17 protein-coding genes and 3 pseudogenes are annotated in these 22,106 nt (G+C 69.9%); 7 read left to right on the forward strand and 13 right to left on the reverse strand.

Features of this window, described 5'->3' with window-relative positions:
* The first annotated feature begins 19 nt into the window (after positions 1-19).
* Entirely contained in the window at positions 20-424 is a 405-nt protein-coding gene (locus ABZ396_RS17740; protein WP_358925705.1) for an FKBP-type peptidyl-prolyl cis-trans isomerase, read from the forward strand.
* Between the two features lie 225 nt (positions 425-649).
* On the opposite strand, the gene ABZ396_RS17745 is transcribed toward ABZ396_RS17740, so the two are convergent.
* The 9 genes from ABZ396_RS17745 to ABZ396_RS17785 are packed head-to-tail and all read right to left on the reverse strand — an operon-like array spanning position 650 to position 9,575.
* Positions 650-2,023 carry an FAD-linked oxidase C-terminal domain-containing protein gene (locus ABZ396_RS17745; protein ID WP_358925704.1) on the reverse strand — a complete coding sequence of 458 codons (1,374 nt, stop codon included), beginning with the start codon at positions 2,021-2,023 and terminating at the stop codon, positions 650-652.
* Positions 2,024-2,051: 28 nt separating this feature from the next.
* Complete coding sequence (locus tag ABZ396_RS17750; protein WP_358925703.1) at positions 2,052-3,170, reverse strand: acyl-CoA dehydrogenase family protein; 1,119 nt, start codon at positions 3,168-3,170, stop codon at positions 2,052-2,054.
* Positions 3,167-4,174 (reverse strand): ABC transporter substrate-binding protein, encoded by a 1,008-nt coding sequence (locus ABZ396_RS17755; protein WP_358925701.1) that lies wholly within the window; start codon positions 4,172-4,174, stop codon positions 3,167-3,169. Before ABZ396_RS17755 ends, ABZ396_RS17750 begins: the two co-directional genes overlap by 4 nt.
* Positions 4,175-4,234: 60 nt before the next feature.
* Positions 4,235-5,335 carry an LLM class flavin-dependent oxidoreductase gene (locus ABZ396_RS17760; protein ID WP_358925699.1) on the reverse strand — a complete coding sequence of 367 codons (1,101 nt, stop codon included), beginning with the start codon at positions 5,333-5,335 and terminating at the stop codon, positions 4,235-4,237.
* A 43-nt stretch (positions 5,336-5,378) separates the two neighbouring features.
* A complete protein-coding gene (locus ABZ396_RS17765; RefSeq protein ID WP_358925697.1) occupies positions 5,379-6,350 on the reverse strand; it encodes an ABC transporter substrate-binding protein in 972 nt (323 codons plus the stop codon).
* On the reverse strand, positions 6,347-7,087 hold the full coding sequence (locus ABZ396_RS17770; RefSeq protein ID WP_358925695.1) for an ABC transporter ATP-binding protein: 741 nt from the start codon (positions 7,085-7,087) through the stop codon (positions 6,347-6,349). The genes ABZ396_RS17765 and ABZ396_RS17770 overlap by 4 nt, the downstream gene beginning before the upstream one ends.
* A 4-nt stretch (positions 7,088-7,091) precedes the next feature.
* Positions 7,092-7,982 (reverse strand): ABC transporter permease, encoded by an 891-nt coding sequence (locus tag ABZ396_RS17775; protein WP_358925693.1) that lies wholly within the window; start codon positions 7,980-7,982, stop codon positions 7,092-7,094.
* A gap of 25 nt (positions 7,983-8,007) precedes the next feature.
* The gene (locus ABZ396_RS17780; RefSeq protein WP_358925691.1) at positions 8,008-8,856 is read right to left on the reverse strand and encodes a sulfurtransferase; all 849 of its coding nucleotides are present in this window, start codon (positions 8,854-8,856) and stop codon (positions 8,008-8,010) included.
* Complete coding sequence (locus tag ABZ396_RS17785; protein WP_358925689.1) at positions 8,853-9,575, reverse strand: lysophospholipase; 723 nt, start codon at positions 9,573-9,575, stop codon at positions 8,853-8,855. Before ABZ396_RS17785 ends, ABZ396_RS17780 begins: the two co-directional genes overlap by 4 nt.
* Positions 9,576-9,916: 341 nt before the next feature.
* Between ABZ396_RS17785 and ABZ396_RS17790 the strand changes: the two genes are divergently transcribed.
* On the forward strand, positions 9,917-10,768 hold the full coding sequence (locus ABZ396_RS17790; RefSeq protein ID WP_358925687.1) for a LysR family transcriptional regulator: 852 nt from the start codon (positions 9,917-9,919) through the stop codon (positions 10,766-10,768).
* A 698-nt stretch (positions 10,769-11,466) separates the two neighbouring features.
* On the opposite strand, the gene ABZ396_RS17795 is transcribed toward ABZ396_RS17790, so the two are convergent.
* The 3 genes from ABZ396_RS17795 to ABZ396_RS17805 all read right to left on the reverse strand — a co-directional run bounded on the left by ABZ396_RS17795 (position 11,467) and on the right by ABZ396_RS17805 (position 16,516).
* Entirely contained in the window at positions 11,467-12,363 is an 897-nt protein-coding gene (locus tag ABZ396_RS17795; protein ID WP_358925685.1) for a hypothetical protein, read from the reverse strand.
* A gap of 1,371 nt (positions 12,364-13,734) precedes the next feature.
* A complete protein-coding gene (locus ABZ396_RS17800; RefSeq protein WP_358925683.1) occupies positions 13,735-14,799 on the reverse strand; it encodes a YihY/virulence factor BrkB family protein in 1,065 nt (354 codons plus the stop codon).
* Positions 14,800-15,325: 526 nt separating this feature from the next.
* Positions 15,326-16,516 (reverse strand): PP2C family protein-serine/threonine phosphatase, encoded by a 1,191-nt coding sequence (locus ABZ396_RS17805; RefSeq protein ID WP_358925682.1) that lies wholly within the window; start codon positions 16,514-16,516, stop codon positions 15,326-15,328.
* Between the two features lie 388 nt (positions 16,517-16,904).
* On the opposite strand from ABZ396_RS17805, the gene ABZ396_RS17810 reads away from it, so the two are divergent.
* The 4 genes and pseudogenes from ABZ396_RS17810 to ABZ396_RS17825 all read left to right on the forward strand — a co-directional run bounded on the left by ABZ396_RS17810 (position 16,905) and on the right by ABZ396_RS17825 (position 18,491).
* A complete protein-coding gene (locus tag ABZ396_RS17810; RefSeq protein WP_358925680.1) occupies positions 16,905-17,111 on the forward strand; it encodes a DUF6192 family protein in 207 nt (68 codons plus the stop codon).
* A 58-nt stretch (positions 17,112-17,169) separates the two neighbouring features.
* Positions 17,170-17,480, forward strand: a pseudogene (locus ABZ396_RS17815) (RacP protein); the annotation flags it as partial.
* A 38-nt stretch (positions 17,481-17,518) separates the two neighbouring features.
* Positions 17,519-17,925: pseudogene (locus ABZ396_RS17820) on the forward strand (transposase); the annotation flags it as partial.
* 119 nt (positions 17,926-18,044) lie between these two features.
* Positions 18,045-18,491, forward strand: a complete 447-nt coding sequence (locus ABZ396_RS17825) for a hypothetical protein (RefSeq protein WP_358925678.1) — start codon at positions 18,045-18,047, stop codon at positions 18,489-18,491.
* Positions 18,492-18,657: 166 nt separating this feature from the next.
* Here ABZ396_RS17825 and ABZ396_RS17830 read toward each other — a convergent pair whose 3' ends face one another.
* Positions 18,658-20,535 carry a CocE/NonD family hydrolase gene (locus ABZ396_RS17830; RefSeq protein WP_358925676.1) on the reverse strand — a complete coding sequence of 626 codons (1,878 nt, stop codon included), beginning with the start codon at positions 20,533-20,535 and terminating at the stop codon, positions 18,658-18,660.
* A 903-nt stretch (positions 20,536-21,438) separates the two neighbouring features.
* On the opposite strand from ABZ396_RS17830, the pseudogene ABZ396_RS17835 reads away from it, so the two are divergent.
* Positions 21,439-22,106 (forward strand): annotated as a pseudogene (locus tag ABZ396_RS17835) (RNA-guided endonuclease TnpB family protein); the annotation flags it as partial.

Here is a 22,106-nt window from a genome sequence, read left to right on the forward strand (position 1 = left end):
TGATAGTGATGAGGCTGCAATGAGTGAACTGACGAAGCCCGAGGTCGACGTTCCGGAGGTTGACGCTCCTACCGAGCTGACCATCCGGGACCTGGTCGTCGGGGACGGGGCTGAGGTGAAGCCGGGCATGGTGGTCAGGGTCCACTATGTCGGGGTGACCTTCGAGTCCGGGAAGGAGTTCGATGCCTCCTGGGACCGCGGTCAGCCGTTCAAGTTCGCCCTGGGCAGTGGCAAGGTCATCAAGGGCTGGGACCGGGGGGTGAGGGGGATGAAGGTCGGCGGTCGGCGCGAGATCATCGTTCCCCCGCGTCTCGGCTACGGCAATCAGTCGCCTTCGCCGTTGATCCCGGCGGGCTCGACCCTGGTCTTCGTGGTGGACCTGCTGGACTCGTATTCCAGGACAACCGGGTGGAGCAACGCCTAGTGACCCTGACCGCTCCTCCCCTGCGGCGCGCTGCGTCGTCCGCCGGGGTGGGCACCGCCGTGCTCCTCGCTGTCGCTCCTGCTTCCGCCTCCGCAGCGTCCGAACGGTTCCGCACCTGATCGCACCGGAGCTGGGCCGGCGCCCCGCCTTCCTGACGGCACAGGAGGCAGCGGTCCGATGAGCCCCCCTTCCGGAACGACGGCTGCGGGAGCGAACAGTCTCCGCTCAGAGCGACTTGCCGGGGTTGAGAATGCCCCGTGGGTCGAACGCCTCTCTGAGTCTGCGCTGCAACGCGTGTGCCGCGGGTCCCAGTTCGTCCGCCACCCATTGCCGCTTGAGCACCCCCACGCCGTGTTCACCGGTGAGCGTGCCGCCGAGCCGCAGGGCCAGAGCGAAGATCTCGCCCGCCGCCTCCCAGGCCGCGTCCGGCAGACCTGGCAGTGCCGGGTCCACGACGATGATCGGGTGGAGGTTCCCGTCCGCCGCGTGCGCGATGGTGAAGACCGGCACGTCATGGCGTACGGAAATGGCCCGGATCTCCGAGGCCGCCTCCGCGAGCCGGGAGCGGGGCACCACGATGTCCTCGATGAGCGGCCGGCCGAGGCGTTCCAGCGCGGGCAGGGCCAGTCGGCGGGCGGCGAGGAGCGTCTCGGCCTCGGCGGGATCCGTGGTCGTTTCCACGGTCGCCGCCAGCGGCTTCAGCAGCCGTGCGACGGACGCCGCCTCGGCCGCCGCGCCCGCGCCGTCGCACTGCACGAGCAGCAGGGCCGCGCCCCGCTCCCGCAGCGCCGGGTCGATCGCCTGGAGCACCGGCCCGTCGACGAGTTCCGCGAGAGCGGGCTCGACACCGGCGCGGGCGATGGCGTACGACGCCTCCGCGGCCCGCTCGAACGAGGAGAAGTACGCCGCGAGCGTGGCCGTCGCCGCCGGGATCGGGCGCAGCCGCAGGGTGGCCGACGTGATCACCGCCAGGGTGCCCTCCGATCCGGTGAGCAGCGCGGTCAGGTCGTAGCCGGTGACTCCCTTGACTGTCCGGCGGCCGGTCCGCAGCACGGTGCCGTCGGCCAGCACCGCCTCCAGGCCGAGCACGCTGTCCCGGGTCACCCCGTACTTCGCGCAGCGCAGACCGCCCGCGTTCGTGGCGATGTTCCCGCCGATCGTGGACAGGGCGGCGCTCGCCGGATCGGGCGTGTACCGCAGCCCGTGCACGGCGGCCGCCCGGTCCAGCTCGGCGGTGATCACGCCGGGCTCGACGACGGCGAGCTGGTCGTCCGCCGACAGTTCGAGCACCCGGTTCATCCCAGACAGGTCCAGGACGAGCGAGCCCTCGCCCGCCGAGGCTCCGCCCGACAGGCCGGTGCCCGCACCGCGCGGCACCACCGGCACCCGCAGGGCGTGCGCGTGCCGGAGCGTGACGGTCACGTCCTCGGTGCGCCGGGCGTGCACGACGGCCAGCGGACTGCCGACGGGCCGGGTGCCGGAGCGGTCGGTGGCGTACGGGGCGAGCGCTGCCGGGTCCGTGGTCAGCCGGTCGGGGGCCAGGTCACGGGCCAGGAGACCCAGGAGCTGCGCGGACGCGGTTGTTGCGGGTGCGGTCACAGGTTCCGGTCCTTCGTCGCACGTGCGGTCACGGGTTCAGTGCCTTCGTTCCGATCGCCAGCAGGGAGATGTCCTCCTGGGGTGCGTGCACGGGGCCGCACTGGATGTCGCGGAAGTGCCGCTCCAGGGGGTTGCCGCGCGCCAGGCCCGGATTGCCGAGCAGCCGGACCGCCAGCTCCACGGCCCGTACCCCGTGCCGGTCGGCCAGCACACGGGCGCCCAGGGCCTGTTCCGGGGTGTACCCGGTGTCGCCTGCGTCGACCCGGGCGGCTCCGCCGAACACCAGCTGTTCGGCGGCGGCGAGCAGCACCTCGATCTCCCCGGCGGTCCGCCGGAAGCGTTCCGTACGGGCCACCCGATGACCGAGGTTGGCGGGCACCCGCTCGTGGGCGAAGGTGTGGAAGAAGGACTGCGCGGCCCGTGCGACACCCAAGTAGAGGGCGGCGAGCGGGAGATGGAGGGAGGCGCCCGCCCTGTTGTCCTGCTCGGCCGCCGGACCGTACGGGGTGAGCCCGATGACCTGCTCGTACGGGACTTCCACGCCCCGGAACGTCACCTCGTGACTGCCGCTGGCCCGCAGCCCCAACTGGTCCCAGCGGTCGGTGATCTCGATGCCAGGGGAGTCGCCCGGCACCAGGAACGTACCCACCCGTGGCTCCGGCTCGTCGGTGCTCGCCCAGACCAGGAACCAGGCGAGCCCCTCCGCGCCCGTCACGAACCGCTTGGTGCCGCTGACCGACCATCCGTCGGTGGTGCGCCGGGCGCGCGTGGCCGGTAGGCCGCCTCGCGCGGGGGATCCCAACTCGGGCTCCACGCGCGCGTGGTTGACGAGTACCGGCCGCTCCTGGGACTCCTTCAGCAGGCGCGCGTACAGTTCGCCCGGCCAGTGCGGCTGAGCCGCCTGTCTGCCGTGGGTGGTGAGGGTCATCGCGGCGATCAGGGCGACTGAGGGGTCGCCCTGCCCCAGCGTGTGCAGGATGCGCGCGGTCTCCTCGACGCCGGCGCCCCGGCCGCCGTACCGCTCGCCGACGGTGGCGGTGAGAAGTCCGGCCTCGTGCACGGCTCTCAGGGACGCGGCGGGAAAGGCGCCGGACCGGTCGTGGTCGGGGGCCAGTTCCGCGAGGCGGGCTGTCAGGTCCGTGGTCACAGCGCCTTCCTCAGGTCGGTGTTCAGCTCGCGGCTCCAGAAGGACTTGACGTGCAGGGGCGACTTCAGCGCTCCGAGTTCGGCGAACACGTCGGCGACCTTCTGCTGCGAGGCGATCGTGTCGTCGCCGACCGTCCGGGCCTGTGTGGGCCGCTGGGCCTGCTGGGCGCGGAAGTCCTTCTCGGCCTGGGCCAGGGGCTGGTGGGTGGTGGTGGCGATCACCTTGGCGAACGCGTTCTGCCGGCCGTCACGGACGTACGCGTATGCCTTGGTGATCCGCGCGATCAGATCCGCGGTGGCGGCCCGCTGCCCCGCGCTCTTGAGGACGCTGTCCCGCGCCGACCAGAGGAAGTTGCCGGACAGGATGTCCTTGCCCGAGCCGACCGTCGTGGCGCCCTGCTGGTGGGCGGTGATGATCGACGTACCGTACGAGGCGAAGGCGTCGATGCTCCCGCCGTTGAGGGCGGCGAGACCGTCGTTGGGCAGCAGCGGCTTGGCGTCGATGGCGGACCACTTCAGGCCCGCCTGCTTGAGCAACTCGTACAGGAAGTAGTGGGCGGTCGTGTTCTGGACGTAGCCGACCTTCTTGCCCTTCAGGCCCGCGATGTCGGTCACCTCGGAGCCCTTGGGGACCACGACCTCCTGGTTCAGGGTCGAGCCGCGCTGCACGGCGACGACCTTGAAGTTGGGCCTGCCGTCGGCAGCCGCGAAGATCGGCGGGATCTCGCTGGACGAAGCCACGTCGAGGGCTCCGGCGCGGATGGCCTGGAGCTGCTGGTCACCGCCCTGGAACAGGCTCCACTTGACCTTGTACGGGGTGTCGTCGAGGTGCGCGAACTTGAGGATCGCCGCCTCGGCCTTCCAGCCGGTGGCGCCGACACGCAGGGTCACCGAGGACGGGCCGGACGAGGACGTGGCCGTCGCGTCGCCCCCGCAGGCCGCCGCGAACGGCAGCAGGAGGGCCAGGGCGGCGGCGGACGCGCGCAGGGAACGGCGGAACAACACGGAGTCTCCATGAGGGTCTTCGTAAACGGGCGCGGTGGACGGGGATCCAGGCAGCTCGGGTCAGGCGGCCTGGGAGGCGGCGGCTCGGTGGGCGAGTTCCTGCCGGACCAGCGGGACGACGTAACGGGCGTAGTCGATCGCGTCGTTGAGCGGGTCGTAGCCGCGGATCGACAGCAGGTCGCAGCCGATGTCGACATAGTCGAGCAGCGCCTTGGCGACCGTCTCGGGAGAGCCGACCAGGGCGGTCGAGGCACCCGCGGCATTGGTGGCGACCGCCGGTGCGGTCCACAGGCAGCGGTCCTGGACCTCGCCGCGCTCCGCGATGTCGAGCAACCGCTGCGATCCGACGTTCGCCGGGCGCCCGGTGGTCCGGTAGTGGCGCAGCAGCTCCGTGCTCTTCGCCTGGTCCTTCAGCACGCCCAGCGTCCGGTGCGCCTTCTCCCAGGCCAGTTCGTCGGTGGGCGCGATGATCGGTCGGAACGACACCCAGATGCGGGGGTGGGGGCGTCCGGCGGCGTCCGCGACCGCGTTGACGGCGGCGATCTGTTCGGCGGTCTCCTTCAGCGGCTCGCCCCACAGGCCGAAGATGTCGCCCTGCTGTCCGCCGACCCGGTAGGCGTCCTGTGAGGACCCGCCCACGGAGACGGGGATGAGCCCGTTGAACGGTTTCACATCGGAGTAGTAGCCCTCGAACTTGAAGTACTTGCCCTCGTGCGAGACGGGTCCCTCGGCCGTCCACACCTTCCGCAGGATCTGGATGTACTCGTCCGAACGCTCGTACCGCTCGGTCTTGTTGAGGTAGTCGCCCTCCCGGTGCTGCTCCTCGTCACTGCCGCCGGAGATGATGTGCAGCGACAGTCGGCCGTCGCTGATCTGGTCGAGGGTCGCGAGGGCGCGGGCCGCGTGCGTGGGGAAGACGACGCCGGGCCGGTGCGCCAGGATCGGGCGGACGCGTTCGGTGTGGGTGGCGACGAACTGGGCGACCTGGAAGGCGTCCGGCGAGGCGGAGTGGTAGGCGACCAGAGTGTGGTCGAAGCCGCCGTCGTCCAGGGCACGGGCATACCTGCGCAGGTAGTCGGGGTCGAAGCCGGTCCGGCTCGCCGCGGCCGGGCCCGAGGCCCCGGAGTCGGTGTGGACGGCACTGATGAACTCGACGGGCATGGTGAACTCCCTTTTTCGGAACGTCAGTTGATTTCCGTGTAGGTCACTTGAGGACGGAGGTGTCGGCGGACTCGGCCACGTCGACATTCGGCTCCAGGACGCCGATGCCGTTCATGAGGTCGGCCACACCCTGGACGGTCCTGTTCACGTCGGAGTCGATCGGCAGAACCTGGCTGTACGCGGCCGAGGCGAGCGTCTTCGCCACGGAGGCGTCGGCGCCGTTGCGCTGCTCGATGGCCTTGGCGTACGCGTCCTGGTGCGTGCTCGTCCACTTCAGGGCCGTGCCGAGGCGGCGCAGGAAGTCACCGAGGGCGGTCTTCTTCTGCTGGTCCGCCAGGGCCTTGTCGGAGGCGCCGATGAAGCCGTAGCCGCTGACGCGCCCGTCGGCGCCGTCGACGAGGAGTCTGCCGCCCTGCTCGAGACCTACGGCCTGGTAGACGCCGAAGGTCGCCCAGATCTTGACCTTCCCCGAGGCGAACGCGGCCTGTGCGTCGGTCGGCAGCAGGTACTGGACCTTCACGTCCGAGTAGGTGAGCCCGTTCTGCTTCAGGGCGTTCGCGAGCAGGTACTCGGCGACGCTGCCCTTCGCCGAGGACACCACGACCTCCTGGCCCTTGAGGTCCTTGACGCTGTCGATGCCGGAGCCCTTGCGCACGATGATCCCGACGTGCTTGCCGTCGTTCTTGAGTGCGGCCACGTTCTTGAACTTCACTCCGCCGCTGAGTGCCTGGAGGGCCGGCAGGTCGGCGGAGTACCCGGTGTCGGCGGCGCCCGCCTGCACGGCCTGGTAGAGCGGGGCCGCACCTTGGAACTCCGCCCACTTCACCTTGTACGCGGCGCCCTTCAGCGCGCCGGAGGCGGCGATGATCGTCTGGAGGGTCTTGGCCTGGTCGCCGATGGTGAGGGTGACCTCGTCCTGGCTTTGGGCGGTGTCCGCGGCGGAGTCGGCGCCACACGCCGTCAGCGCCAGGAGGGCGGAGAGGCTGAGTCCGGCGGCGGCGAGTCTGCGTATCACGAGAGGGTCCCTTCAAGGGTCTTGGCATCGGCCGGGGTGTTGGCGGGGGTGACGCCGAGCCAGCCGAGGAGCCGGGCGCGCAGGGCGACGAACTCGGGGGCGGTGAGGTCGCGGGGGCGCGGCAGGCCGACGGTCAGGTCGTGGGCGATCCGGCCCTCGTCCATCACCAGGACGCGGTCGGCGAGCAGCAGCGCCTCCTCCACGTCGTGGGTGACGAGGAGGATCGCGCAGCCGTGCCGCTGCCACAGTTCGGCGACCAGCTGCTGCACCCTGCCCCGGGTGAGTGCGTCGAGGGCACCGAACGGCTCGTCCAGGAGCAGGAGTTCGGGCTCGCGGACCAGGGCGCGGGCCAGCGATACGCGCTGGGCCTGACCGCCGGAGAGGGTCTTGGGCCAGACGGTGGCGCGGTCCGCGATGCCGACCTCGTCCAGCGCCTTCTCGGCGCGTGACCGGTCGGGGCGGCCGGGCAGCCCGAGGACCACGTTGCGCCATACCTTCAGCCAGGGCAGCAGCCGCGGCGACTGGAAGGCCGCGCTGCGGCGGGCGGGTACGGTGACCTCGCCGCCGATCTCGTCGTCGAGCCCGGCGAGGATCCGCAGCAGGGTCGACTTGCCGCAGCCGCTGTGCCCGAGCAGGGCCACGAACTCGCCCTCACGGAGGTCGAGATCGAGGTCGTGCAGGACAGTGTTGCCGTCGAAGGCCCGTGAAAGCCCGCGGATTTCCACACTGTTGGTCATGTTCTTATGCCTCACCCTCGAAGTTGGCCCGCCAGGTCCGCAGCCGGCGCGACAGGATGCGTACGGCGAAGTCGCAGGCGAGACCGAGCAGCGCGTAGACGGCGAGGCAGAGCACGATGATGTCCGTACGGAAGTACTGCTGCGCGTTGCTCATCAGATAGCCGAGGCCCGCGTCCGCGTTGACCTGTTCGGCGAAGACGAGGGCGAGCCAGGCGGTGGAGAGGGCGTACCGGAGCCCCACGAGTGCCCCGGGCAGCGCGCTCGGCAGGATGACATATCGGATCAGGCCCAGCCGACCGAGCCCCATCATCCGTGCGGCTTCGACGAGTTGGGAGTCGGTGGAGCGGATGCCGCCGTAGATGTTGAAGTACAGCGGGTAGGTGACACCGAGCGCGACCAGCGCGATCTTCGGGGTCTCCTCGATGCCGAACCACACGATGAACAGCGGGATCAGCCCCACCCAGGGGATCGCCCGGAACATGCCCATCGAGGAGTCGATGACGTCCTCGCCGAGCCGGAACAGCCCGGCCAGCAGGGACAGGCTGAGGGCGACTGTCGCCCCGATGAGGAAGCCGATGGCCGCCCGGCGCCCCGACGCGGCGATGGCGCTGGGGAGTTCACCGTTCCTGGTCAGCTCCACGGCCTGCTTCACGACGTCCACGGGGGACGCGAGGACCGACTCGGGGAGCACACCGGTGGCCGAGGTCAGGAACCACAGCAGGACCAGGCCCACGGGTCCGGCCGTCCGGCGCACGGAGCGGGGCACCCGGAAGCGGCGGGTGGTGCGGGCGGTGCCCCGGATGGTCACCCGGGCAGTCGGCGGCGCCTTGTCGGTCAGGGCGTGGGGGCGCGGCAGGGCCGGGGTGGCCGCCGCGTCGAGCGGTTTCGTCGTCATGTGCGGGGATTCCTCTCGCGTCGCCTCAGGACGGCAGCGGACCGGTCGCGGCCGAGCGGGCGGGATCGGCGGACCAGGCGGACCAGGAGCCGGGGAAGAGCGTCGCCTCGAAGCCGGCGAGGGCGAGCGCGGCGATCTGGTGGGCCGCGGTGACTCCGGAACCGCAGTACACGCCGATCCGGGACCCGGCACCGGCGCCGAGCTCCTCGAACCGCTTGCGCAGCACCTCGGGCGGCAGGAACGTCCCGTCCGCCGCGAGGTTCTCCCCGGTCGGCGCCGAGATCGCTCCCGGGATGTGTCCCGCCCGCGGGTCCACGGGCTCCACCTCGCCCCGGTACCGCTCGGCGGCACGGGCGTCCAACAACAGTCCGCGACGGGCGAGTTCGGCTGCGCCGTCGGCGTCGGTGACCGGCAGTCCGCCCGGTTTCAGCACGACGTCACCCGGCGCCGGAGCGGTCGGCACTCCGGTCTCCAGCGGCAGTCCCGCCGCCCGCCAGGCCCCCAACGCCCCGTCCAGCAAGGTCACATCAGTTTTTCCGGCGTACCGCAGGAGCCACCAGGCGCGGGCCGCCGCCGCGTTGCCCAGATCGTCGTAGACGACGACCGGTTGACTGTCACGAAGGCCCCATCGGCGGGCCGCCGTCTGCAACTGTGCGAGGTCCGGCAGCGGATGGCGGCCCGCCTGCGGGCTCGGTGGCGCGGCGAGATCGGTGTCGAGGTGGACGTACACCGCGCTCGGGATGTGCCCGTGGGCGTAGTGATCACGGCCGTGCGGGTCACCGAGCGCCCAGCGGACGTCGAGCACCACCGGCGGCCGGTCCGAGACGAGCAGCTCGCGCAGCTCGGTGACCGTCGTCGTCACGCGGGCGCTCATACGAGACCCTCCGCGATCGCGGGCAGCTCGGGCGAGAGGCGCAGTCGTTCCAGGAAGCGCACGACCGTGGCGGCGGCTGTGCGGTGCAGCGCGTCGTTGAGGACGTCGTGCCGACCGCCGTTGAAGGTCACGACCCGTACGGCCGTGTGGCCCTCGTAGGCGCTGAGCGCCCGGTCGAGCGGGCTCACCGCGTCGTCCGTGCCGTGCAGGGCCAGCACGGGAACGCCTGCGAGATCCAGGCGCAGTTCCGGCAGGACGGGCGGCTCGTCGAGAACGCCGCGCCGGAAGCGAGGGTCGTTGGTGAGGTGTCCCTGGTGGGTGGGGCAGGCGGTGCGTGCCTCGACCTCGTTCTCCCAACCTCCGGATTCCCAGGCGCCGGTGGGCAGACCCGCCAGGATCAGCGCGTCGACGCCCGCGGTCTGCTCGGCGGCGAGCCGAGCGGCGTACCGGGCGCCCGTGTCCGAACCGACGAGCACCTTGGGACCGGGCAGCGACTCGTCGGCGAGGAGCTTGGCCGCCTCGTCGAGCACGGAGGGGTCCGCGGAGGCGTCGCCGAGGGCGCGCACCCGGTAGGCGTCGAAGGCGAGACGGCGGCCGAACCGCTCGTACACGCCCCCGTGTTCGCCCCGCCCGGACAGCACGGTGAGCGTGCCGCGCGCGGCGAGGCCTTCGGGTTCGTCCCAGGAGTTGGAAGGCGAGGGGGAAGGAGAGGAGGGCATGGGGAAGCAACTCCCGTTTCGGGGCAGGGGGAACGGACGCGTGAAGAGCAGGAGGGGACGCCGACACGTGTCAGAACAAGGGAGACGTGATCAGCTCAGGCCCGGCGGGAGCGCCGGTGCGGAGAACGGGAACGCCGGTACGCGGCGGAGATCAACGACAGCGCGCGCTGCACGCCACGCCGAAGTCGATGACTCGGCGCTGCGTCAGAAGGGCAGCAAAAGCGGTCGCGGGAACCATGCACTCATCATGACCGGCCGGGACGGACCACGTCCAACGACGATTCCGCATCGAAACCGATCAGCAATCGCGATCGATGCCGGATACGGGCTACGGTCGCCGTATGCCCCAACCTGTCCTCGACATCGTGGCCCTGCGCAGCCTGACCGCGATAGCCGACTGCGGCGGCTTCCACCGCGCGGCCCGCTCTCTCACGCTCAGCCAGTCCGCGGTCAGCCAGCATGTACGCCGACTGGAGAAGACGCTAGGGGCTCCGGTCGTCGAACGTGAGGGCCGGGGCATGCGCTTCACCCCTCAGGGGCGCCTTCTCGTCGAGCAGGCCCGGCGCATCCTCGCCGTCCACGACGAGGCGGTGCGCGCCCTGCTCGACGTGGACGGCGACACCGTCACCATCGGTTCCACCGAGCACGCCGCCGACCAGTTCCTGCCTCGCCTCACCGCTGCCGTCCAGGAAGTGCGGCCCGGCTGCCGGGTGCGGTTCCGCATCGACCGTTCGGCGCGGCTGGTCGAGGCCGTGGAGCGGGGGAGCGTGGATGTCGCGGTGTACGTCACGGAGGCCGCGGCCACCGAGGGCACGCCGGTCGGCGGCCTTCCCCTGCTCTGGCACGCAACGCCCGGCTGGGAGCCGCCGACCGCGCCGGCTCCCGTGCCGCTGGTCGCCATCGAGGACCCCTGTGCGATCCGCCGCCGGGCCATAGCGACGCTTGCCGCGCACGGGGTGCAGGCCACGGTCGTCGGCGACGCGGGATATCTGGCCGGCGTCCTCGACATCGCCCGCACGGGCCAGGGCGTGGCTCTGCTCGCCGCGGTCGGCCCGGCACCGGACGGCCTGACCCCCTGTGAGGGGCTGCTGCCCCCGGTCACCCCGATCCCCATGAGCGCGCTGGCCCGCCCCGGGGCGGATCCGGCGACGGTGGCGGCGGCTTTCGACGCCGTACGAGGACTGTTGCACTGAGGGAAGCCCCCGCGGTTCCGTGACTTTCCGTGAGGCGGGAGCGCATGCGTCTCGCGGCAACAGCTCAACTCGTCCGAACCGGCACGCGGCCACCGCCAGGTCTTCAGGAGTCCACACGACCCCGGAACGAGTCGAGCAGTACCGTGCGCCTGGCCAGTGGTCTCCATGGCCGGATCGAAACGCACGCGGGGATGCTCCCCGGTACGGCAACCCGACCCCTCTCCCCCGGGGCTTCGGCTTCCCGCCGTGGCAGCTTGCCCGTGCCCGGAGCATCAGGGTTTCGCTTCCCGTCGCCCTCACCACGGCCGCTCCACTGGAAGCACATGTGCCGCCGGCGTCTGCTCCAGGTGCCGGGCAGCAGAGGCGGACCGCGGCGATGACATCGCGACGACATCGGCGACCAAGATCCGGACCGTATGCGGACCGGCCTCCATCCAGCCTTCTCCATGGCCGCCATTCAGGCTGGTCAACGGCTCACCCGGTCCGTACGGCCAGCAGACGAAGAATCTGCTGGTGAGCTACTCGCCGAAGAAGCTGGGCTTCTTCTAGACACATGCGAAAGGGCGCCTGACCTGGGTTTTCACCCGTCAGGCGCCCTTCGCTCAACCCGCTCTCGACCGGGCCCGGCTTGCGCGCCAACTCCCAATTCCTCACACGGCTGTACCCCTCCTGACCAGTACTTCCGGACGAGTCATGGGTCAGCCTGCCCACCCGCCGACCCGCTCGGGCTGGGCTTGTGCGGCGAGAGCCTTGCGCTCGCGCCGGTGGGCGTAGGCCATCATGCCGAGGAGAACCCCGAGGAGGACGGCGGAAGATCCCAAGGTACCGAGGTTCAGGCCGCCCTTGGCGACGGGTTTGGTGAGGAAGTCCCCCGCGGTGGCGCCGAGAGGGCGGGTGAGGACGAAGCCGATCCAGAACAGCGCCACGTTCGGCACTGCGGGAACCTTCATCAGCACGACGAGCACCAGGAGCAGCCCGGTCACCAGGAGCGCGGCACCGGCGTAGCCGAGGCCGGAACTGTCGGACAGGAAGTCACCCATGGAGGTGCCGAGCGTGTTGGACACGAGGATCGCCGACCAGAACAGCACCTCGCCACGGAAGGTGACGATGTCGCGGATCTGGAATGTCATCCCGCTCAGCTTCCAGACCAGGAAGATCGACAGGAGCAACGAGATGAGGATCGCGGCACCGGCGGGGTAGCCCATCCCGAGCCCTTGCGGTCCCCACCCCAGGGAAGTCGCGCCCGACGACAGGTACTTAGCGCTGGCGTCGCGGTTCATGAAGTCGGACATCGTGGTCCCGGCCATGCTGGTCGACAGGATCACCGTCCAGTAGAAGAACGGGTTGTAGCGATTGGACCGCAGCTGGACCACCAGGGTGACCACGAAGATCCCGAACAGGGCGATCGTGGTGAGGAAGTAGCCCAGCTTCAACGTCTGCGCGAAGAGGTCGCCTGCCGTCTCCCCGAGAGTCGTCGCGGCGATCTTCATGATCCAGAACGCCAGGGTGACCTCAGGAAGCTTCTTCACCACGGACTTCGTCGTGCTCGCCACACGCGGTGCGTCGAAGTCGCTGGTGATCTCCGGTTCGCCCATCTGCACGCTCCTGTTCGTCCGACGGCAGAGCGCCCACCCCGGCTTTCGTTCGAGCGCTCTGTTGAACTGAGCTACCCCTAAAACGGGAGCTACGGTGACAACCGTGTCATATCGGATCTGAAATCTGCCTGAATGCCTGCTGGCCGAGTCAGGCCGCGCTGGCGACGCCCTAGGCGTACGTCGTCGGGGAGCAGCGCGTCGCCGAGTGCCGGGAAGAGCAGCAGGAGGCGGGCGTCGATGTCGACGACGCCCGCCGATGCCGCGCCGGGCGGCGGACAGCAACTCCGTCCAGGCCAGGCCAGGCCCCATGAAGTGGCCGTCGATCACGGCGAGGGTCTCCGCCACCGCCAGGCCGGGTGACGGATCAGGTGGTCCACGCCGTACTCGCCGTCGCGATAGCGGTAGACGACGTGGATGGTGACCCGAGCGCAGCGCCACGCTGAACACCGGCCATTCATTGGTCGCGGAGAGCGCGCGGTACAGCTCCATGGCCGCGTCCCGGTCCGCACCGAACGCCGGTCATTGCGCGTCCTCGCCGCGGAGACAGGCACCGAGGTGCACGGGCCAGAGCAACGGGTCGCCCAGGTGCCGCTGCGGGCCTTCGCCCAGCTCGCGCCGAAGCGGCCGCTGTCGTCCGCGCCTTCGTCGACGAGCTGCGCGAGACCTTCGGCCTGCCGGCGTGGACGCGCTTCGCCAACCTCGACGACCTATGGCTGATCGACTGGGAGCCGGGCCTCGACGGCACCCCGTCGTGGGACGACGTCGCCGCGCTGCTCGCCGGCAACCAGTTCGCGTCCCGCTTCGCCGAAGGCATCCAGCTGCTCAGCGCGCAGGGCGAGTGCATCCACTGGGCGCGTCGGATGCTGCAACCCGGCGTGGCCTGCGTGCCGGCCACCGAGACCCATGCCCTGTGGGGCGGGTCATGCAGGTCGCGGTGGTGGACGCCGCTTCTGGCGAGATTCTCCTGGAGACGCTGGTCGATCCGCAGCCGCCGGTGACCGAGGGCGCCTTCGCCGTTCATGGGATCAGTGACGCGATGGTCACGGACACGCCGACATGGGACCAGGTGCTGCCGGAGGTGCTACGGGTCGTCGGCGGGCGGAAGCTCATCGCCTACAAGCCGGAGCATGACAAGACCGTCACCGGTGGCCGACTGCCGAGGGTAGGGGCCGATCCGCAGCACCTGAGCGGTCGCGGATCCTGGGGGTGCATCAGGCGCAAGCGCTCCGACTGGGAGCACATGCCGGACTTCCTGCCGCTGGACGGCGGCCACCGTGCCCTTGGCGACGCGTACGCGGCGCTGGACGTCCTACGCTCCCTGGCAAGAGGCCGTGGGTTCGAGTTTTCCACTTCAAGATCAACGGCGGCGGGTCACACGTCACCCAGCCGGCGTCGGTCCTCCTCGTCCCACTTCCGGGTGTCGCGGGGCTGGGTGTACGGCTCGGTGTCGGGTGGCAGGCCGCCCGCGACGGCCCGCTGGCGTACGGTCTCGGCGTCGAACTCCAGCCCCAGCAGGATGGCCAGGTTGGTGATCCACAGCCAGACGAGGAAGACGATGACGCCGGCCATGGTGCCGTAGGTCTTGTTGTAGGACGCGAAGTTCGCGACGTAGAACGCGAAGGCGGCCGAGGCGATCATCCAGATCACCAGAGCGAGGAAGCTCCCCGGGGTGATCCACCTGAACCCCTTCACCTTCGCGTTCGGGCTCGCCCAGTACAGGATCGCGATCATGAGGGTGACGAGGACGACCAGGACGGGCCACTTGGCGATCGACCACACCGTCAGCGCCGTGTCCCCGATCCCGAGCGCGGTACCGGCCTGGCGGGCCAGACCGCCGGTGAAGACCACGATCAGCGCACTGGCCACCGCCAGCACCATCAGCACGACGGTGACACCGACCCGCACCGGAAGGATCTTCCACACCGGGCGGCCCTCCGGCATGTCGTAGACGGCATTCGCCGCGCGAATGAACGCGGCCACATAGCCGGAGGCCGACCACACCGCCAGCGCAATGCCAACAATCGCCATGACGGAACCGACGCCGGCGTCGCTCTGCAACTGCTCCACAGCCCGGGTGATGATGTCCTTGGCCGAGCCGGGGGCAAGTTTCCTGATGTTGGCCAGCAGCGAGTCGGTCGCCGACTTGCCGGTGATACCCAGCAGCGACACGAGCACCAGCAGCGCCGGGAATAGCGACAGCACCCCGTAATACGTCAATGCCGCGGCGCGATCGGTCAGCTCATCTTCCTTGAACTCCCGCAGGGCGCCCTTGAACACGGCAGTCCAGGCCCGCTTGGGCAGCTTCGTCGGTGTGTCCGGTGCCCGGCGCTCCACCTCGGGACCCGGCCCCACGTCCTCAGCTGTCGGCGCTTGGCGTGCCTGCGCCTCGTCGCTGCCGTGGTGCGCTTTACGCCCTGGAAGATGCAACCTCGCCATATCCTCCGGGTAACCCTCTCAGACCCCGCCTACACCACGAGGAGCGCGCTGCGTGCGCAGTGGGGTGTCAGTTCAGGGCGTGGCAGAGGGTGGGGTAGCAGTCGATGATCTCGTCGAGGCCGACGAGCCGCATCGTGCGCGGCACGGACTCGGTGGGGCCGGCGGGCGCAGCCGACCGTCGGCGTCGCGAGCGGCCTTGGGCGCTTACCCCCTTACCCTGCGCCCATGCCGGCGCTGCAACCCGAATCGGCCGCACGGCGTTCGCGCGAGGTTGAGCTGAGGGTGAGCGACCTGCCGGTAATGGCCAGCTGGGCGCGGATGCCAGGACACGACCGGTCGGGCGGGATGCCCGCGCACGCGGCACCGAGCAAGTGACACCCGGGGAGTGGTCACCAACCCCGGGGGGCGTGACGCGGGTCGGAAGGGGGAATGCACGGCGGCGCGCTCGGCCATGCAAGCCGCCTCGGTCGGGAGAAACGTCACCGGGCGTTGCCCTCGGTGAGGACTCACGGTGGCGCGCTTCGGCTCATCGCTGCGGGCCCAGTCTGGTGTCGGCCGGTGGGCGACGACTGCCGTGCCAGTCCAGTATCAGAACCGTGGCATCGTCCTTGAGGTTGCCATGGCAGGCGTCCAGCACCGCGTTGGTCAGGCTTCGGACAGCTTCCCTTGGATGCAGCGCCCTGGTGTCGTGAACGACCGAGGCCAGGTCGACGGCTGCGGCACCGCGCTCCTGCATTCCGTCGGTGAGCAGGATCAAGCGGTCGCCGGGACGCAACTGCAGTTCCTGAATCTGATAGGAGGCGGGTGCCGCCACACCGAACGGTAGGTTGACGGCGAGTTTGACCTCTTCGACGGTGCCGTCGCGCAGTCGTAGCGGCCAGGGGTGGCCGGCGTTGACCAGTTCACACAGGCCCGTTTCGACGTCGACGCACAGCAACTGCCCGGTGGCCAGGCCGCGGCTGTGGCTCAGCAGGGCCTGGTGGGCGTGGTGGGCTTGCTTGAGGGCGTCACAGCCACTGCGGCGTGCCCGCCGCAACGCACCGACCAGCAAGGTGGCCAGCAGGGCGGAGTTCGTGTCATGGCCCATGGCGTCGGTGATGGACAGGTGCAGGGTGTCGCGGTCGAGGGTGTAGTCGTAGGTGTCACCACCGATGTCGTCGGCCGGGACCAGTCCGGCGGCGAGGGTGAACTGGTCCGCCTCGCAGCATGGAGCCGAGGGAAGCAGCTGGTGCTGGATCTCCGCGGCCAGGCTGGTCTCCGTGGTGCGCCGGCCCAGATGGTACAGATCAGTAAAGCGGCGGTCCGTGACGATGATGTAGGCCAGCGCGTGTGCCGCGTCGCGGACCTGTCGGAGCACGGTGTCGTCGGCGGACTGCAAGGTCACCTCCAGGACACCAATGCAGTCGCCGCGGTTGCTGACCGGTGTGATGACGCACCGTCCGCCCTGGCCGTCCGGTCCCACATGCTGGCGCTGGCTCTGCAGAACGCTGTCGTAGACACTGCCCTGCAGGTCGATTATCTCGTTATGGTCCGCGAAGTCACCGCCGGCCGCGGCGAGCCGTATCAACCGCTGGCCGATGAGGTCGACGAACAGGAAGGACACACGCTCCGCGCCGAACCGCTTGCGCAGGTCGTGTGCTATCACGTCGACGGACTCACCGGGCGACGCCGCCTCGGCAGCGGTCAGCAACTCGCCCAGTTCCAGATCTCCACCCACGGCAACCTCCCATCGTCTGCTGCAACTTTTTCCCCGAGTCTCCGCAACTTCACCTCCTGGGCCGTCTTGCACCGGCGCAGGTAGTCCAAGAAGAGCGCGATCTGCTGCTGGTTGATACGCCGGACGATGCCTGGTCGGCGCACCGCTGCCCTCAGGGCAAGGGGAAGGGTGCCACCGCCTGTTGCCAGCAGTCCGGCCGCGACCTGCCCGGTAGGGACAGTCGGTGAGGACCAGGGCGGGAGCCGGTAGGAGGTTGCGCGGATTACGCCGCGCATGACCGTCCCGCCTCCGACCGCAACACGGCAACTTCCTTCCCTTTGAACACTTTCGCCCGGCCTAGTTCCGTTCGGGTGCATGCGCGCGGCATGCGCAGGGCGGGTCCGACCTGGTGACCGACCGCCATTCCTTCGTCGCCGTGGCCGACCGCACCGTTCTCGGCCTGCTCGACCGCACGCTGAGCGGGACGGACGAACGCACGATCGTGCAGCAGAACACCGCCAAGGTGCGGGCGACGCTCGACTGGATCGAGCAGGCCGTCGAGACCGGCAGGGGCGACACGGACGACGAGTTCGCCCGCCTGCTGAAGCGCGCGTAGGCCATGCCCCGCTCCTCGCCGCGACGCGGCCCGGCGGCATGCCGACACCACCCGCTTCGTGCTGTTCGAAGCGCGTCCCGCCGGCCTGGACTGGCCACCAGCTGGTGCGGGCCACCGACCTCTCTCCCCACCAGGTCAGATCCAGGCTGACCGCCCTGCGGGACGTGGACACGGAGCGGGGTTGGCCACCGCTGATGTGGACCCACACCGTCGGCTGTCAGCTGGGCGCCGACCAGGCCGCGCTGGAGGCATACGAACGGGCGGTGGTCCGGGAGAAGCCGACCGAGTTCCGCCGGTCATCACCGGAACCGTCGCCCGCATGCCGCCGCCCACCCGAACGACAAGTGGGTCAAGCACATCGTCGACCAGCTGGCTCCTGACCTGCGGCGCGCCAGAGGTGAAGTGCCATGCGTCGTCCCCGCTATCCCTCGCACAGGACACCACCGACGAACAGTGGGCCCTGATGGAACCGCTGCTGCCGAGGGCGGCCCGTGAAACCGCCAAGGGTGGCCGGCCGGAGAAGCATCCCCGTCGGGAGATCGTCGACGCGATCCGCTATGTCGTCGACACTGGCTGCACATCGCGGGCCCTGCCTGCGGATTTCCCGACCTGGTGCACGGTCTCGGGGTTCATGGCCCGCTGGGCCGCCTGCGAGGTGGTCGGCCAGATCCGCGAGCGCCTCCCCACGCGGATCCGCCGCGAGAGGGGCAAAGCTCTCCGGGCGGTGGCCGTGAGCATCGACTCGCAGTCACTCAAAGCGGCATCGGCCGTCGGGAACGACGCCCGCGGTTACGACCCAGGCAAAAAGACCAACCGTCCGCTGCCGCCTTAGCCGGCTTCGGGCACCCGGTTCGGCGTGCCAAGGCCACGTCTGACGCTCACCCGAAACTGCCGCGCGCGTCCTCGTCCGCCCTGGATGCGAAGATTCCGGCCATGGTGATGTGCGACTATTTCTCGGCTTCCAGCGACGACGTGGCTGTTGGCGTGCTTGACCAGCCCGGTGGCCCGGACCCGTCGATCTTCGACGTCGTGCCGCTCAAAGGGATAGATCCGGTCGTCGTGATGGCTCGTCTGGAAGCCATCCTCACCGGGTGCACCCATGACGAGGCATCCGAGCGTCCCCGCTCAGGACAGCTCCTGTCGTCTCCGGAAGCCGAGAGCGCATTCATCGTCAGCCTCTCCGACACCCTGCAAGAAGCGCTGGCATCGGCCACGCGTGCTTCCCTGACTGAAGCCGCCGGACCTTGGTCCGAGACCGATGAACTGCTGCAGTACGGAGTCACCCTTGAGACCGCGCTCGACGTGCTGGTCCAGCTTGCCGGACTGGCCAGCCGAGCGCGATCGGCGGGTCTGCACTTGTTCTGCTGGTGGGCTCTTTGAGCACCCGAGGCGCCTGGAGATCACTCCTCAGCACAGACCGACTGCCCCGCAGGACAACGAGGCACTGATCGGGGTAGACGTCGCCCGGCGCCTGGGCCGGTGCCGGACGGTGCTCCGGAGTGGGGTCGGGAGCCGTGCCGTCCGGCGCCGGCCGGTGGGCGTGGGATCAGATGTGCCCGCCGGGCGCCACGGTGAAGGATGCCGGACCGGCAGGCAGGTCCACGGTGTACTGGCGCAGGTAGGTGTCCAGGTACGGTGAGCGGTCTCCCTGGGTGGCCACGTCGTCGGACGGGTCGTCCAGGGACAGCCTCAGCACGGCGCCCGAGACGTTGACGGTCTGACCCGATGGGGTGTCACGCCACGACCCCGTCTGGATCGAGCCGATCTCCACGGCCAGAACATGCCCGGCCGCCAGCGTCCAGTCGGTCGCCTTGAGGTCGACGCTCATCCGCCCCGCCTTCAGCAGGGAGACCTGCTCGTCGAACATCACGGCCTTGCCGTCCGGGCCGACGTCGTACAGCTTGATCATGACGTTGCCCTCGCCCTTCGCGGTCAGGGAGATGTTCGGTGTGGCGGTCAGCCGTACGTCCCGGGCGAACGGCCGCGACCAGACGAAGAAGCTGGAGCCGACCTCACCGGCCTGCTGCCTCTTCGCGATCCCCTTGGCCAGTCCCCTGGGCGCCGGCTGCTCGGTCGCCGGGGCGTTCTCCATGTCCCAGTTGCCCGACGGCTGCACCGCCTTGGGCGCCGGCGTGCCGGCTGCGGCAAGGCCGGCACGGGCGGAGGCACCGCCGTCGTCAACGTAAACGCCCCTCCCCAGCGGGACGGTGACGTTGCGCTCCACCACCGGCCAGGTGCCCTGGGCCCGCCAGTGACCGGTGGAGTCCTCGACGGAGTACGTCGGGTAGTGGACCGAGGGCCGAACTCCCTTGAGGTACTGGTCGTAGAAGGACAGCGTCTCGTCGTACCAGCCCTCGCGGCCCATGGCCAGGCGACCGTCGCTCACCCGGTCGCCACCACGCACGTGGTCCCACTGGCCGACCCAACCGCGCTCGGGGCCCTTGTGGTTGGTGAGGTACTCCTGCATCTCCTCGGGCTTGGTGTTGTTCTCGATGAAGCCCTGGGTGACGAAGAGCGGCGTGTTGGTGCCCCGAGCCATCTTGGCCAGGTCACGGGAGGTCCAGAACGGGTCGTTCTGGTCGGATATCCGGTATCCGGCCGAGTTCTCGGTCAGGCACCCGGGGTGGGTTTCCTCGTACCGGGCGTTCGCCTGATAGTGCCCGTCGTCGTCCGACAGCGGGGCCATCGAGGCAATGCCGTTGTAGGCATTCGCGGTTCCGGTGACGTTCGGGCGGGGGACGCCGTTGGAGTAGATGTACTGGTACATGTCCCAGAGGGGCTCCCCGGCGACAACGGCCTTCAGCGCGGACTGCTTCAGGTCGTTGCCGATGAGGCCGGTGACGGCGTCGTAGGACTTGCCGTACATGCCCACCGAGCCGGTCGACCACGGCTGGCTCGCGGCCCAGTTGATCGCGGCCTTCACGTCGGCCTGCTCACCGGGACCGCCCCAGTCGAGGCAGCCGGTCGAGCCGCCGAAGCCGCGCAGGTCGACCATGAGGAACGCGTAGCCGTGGGCGAAGAGGTCGCTGCCCTCGATGAAGTCCTGGAAGCGATTCGAGGGACCGGTGTGGGTCCAGCCCTCGGGGTTCGTCTGGCCCGCGTGCCCGAAGTACGGGCCGATGGAGAGGATGACCGGCACCTTTTGCATGGCGGGTACGCCTTCGGGCATCAGCAGGTCGCCGTGCAGTTCGGTACCGGAGCCGTCCGAGGACGGGAAGTAGTGCTGGGTCCAGACCGAGCCCTTTGGGACACGGTCGTTCTGCTCGTGCGTGATGCCGTCGGTCGCGGTGGCGACCGCGGTGGTCGGGGTCTGAGCGGAAGCGGCGGCCGGTGACGCGCCGGCGGGGCCGGCGAGTGCGCCGGTCAGCGCCAGAGTGGTGACGAGTACCGAGGCGGCCCAGCCGGACGCGCGACGTCTGTTCACTTGCTCTCCCGAGTCGTCGGAACGGAGCGGAACGGCGTTTCCGGTCGAGCGGCAGCACCCTGCCCGCCATCGCAGCGACGACGGGCGCTCGCACGCATGTCAGGAACGGGGCCATGTGTGCGAACCCTGGCCGGAACCGATGGCGAGCGAGCCTAAGGTCAGCACTGAAACGCGTCAATGGTGCTGTGTATCCGTCGCGTTACTGATGGGACGGAACCAAGTCCGTTTCTGCTAGCGGCGGTTGCGGAAGACGACCGTGGAAACGTCTGCTGCATCCCAGCGGATGGGGCTGGTTCGCCATGTCGGCCGGGCTTCGCCGGCCCGCCGCCACGACCCTGAAGGGGGCAGCTGGGAACGCCCTGGCCGCCTGTCGCCGGACCGCAGGATGCGCCGTGGGGAGGACAAGATGGACGACGCCGCGCATGACGTGTGGCCCCGGGGGACCTTGAGCACCGTACGGTCCGCGATCAGCTTCTTCTGTCCCCGTACCAGGCGGGACTGGCGGGCGATGGGCGCACAGTACTGGTGTCGAACAGCCCACCGGTCTGCCGACATCGGTCGTCTGCTGGGCGACGTGACGCAACCGCGGTCCGCGTGCGGCGAGGGCTGCTCGAGCGCCCTGACGCCGCAGGCGGCGGGCGACACGGTGTCGCCCGCCGCCTGCGGCGTCAGGAATTCAGCGTGCTCTTGCGAGGAACCCCAGGGCTTCAGCCCCGGGAGGAATCGCATCTTTGTGGTTGCGGCGCGGAGCGCCGCGGTATCGCTGCTGGGCGCACGGTCGCGGAGCGGCCGGGTGTCGTCTCCGGCGGAGCCGGAGGGTGCGCGGTGTTGGGGTTCACCCGGTCGGGTGATCAAGGGGGAACGTGCAGCGGGTGGTCGTACGTGTGTGTACGTTGGGTGATCGTGAAGCTGACCGTGCAGGTGAGACTGGTGCCGACGCCCGGGCAGGCGGCGGCGCTTGAGGCGACTCTGCGCGCCTGCAACGAGGCAGCCACCTGGGCCAGCGGTGTGGCGTTCGAGAAGGACGTGAAGCGGAACTTCGCGCTGCGTGAGCACACCTACGGCGAGGTCAAGGTGCGGTGGGGGCTGGGGGCGCAGGCCGCCCAGCATGTGATCAAGAAGACATGTGACGCGTACGCCACGCTGAAGGCGAACCTGACGGCGGGGAATCTGGGCAGGCCCGGCTCGAAGCGGTACCGGAAGGCCACCGAGAAGCCGATCGTCTTCCGGCCGGAAGGGGCGCAGCCGTACGACGACCGGATGCTGTCCTGGCAGATCCCTGAACGGCGGGTCTCGATCTGGTCCGTGGCCGGGCGCATCAAGGACGTGGCCTTCACCACGTCCCCGGAGCAGCTGGCCACGCTGGCCCTGTACCGCAAGGGCGAGTCGGACCTGCTGTGCCGGGACGGCAAGTGGTTCCTGCTGGCGACCTGCGAGGTCCCCGAGCCCGAGCCGAACACCGATCCGCGCGACTTCCTCGGCGTCGACCTGGGCATCGTCAACATCGCCACCACCTCCGACGGCGAGATCATGGCCGGACGCGAGATCAACCGCGCCCGCACCCGGGAACG

Source organism: Streptomyces sp. NPDC005866, assembly GCF_040629895.1.
Taxonomy (GTDB): Bacteria; Actinomycetota; Actinomycetes; order Streptomycetales; family Streptomycetaceae; genus Streptomyces.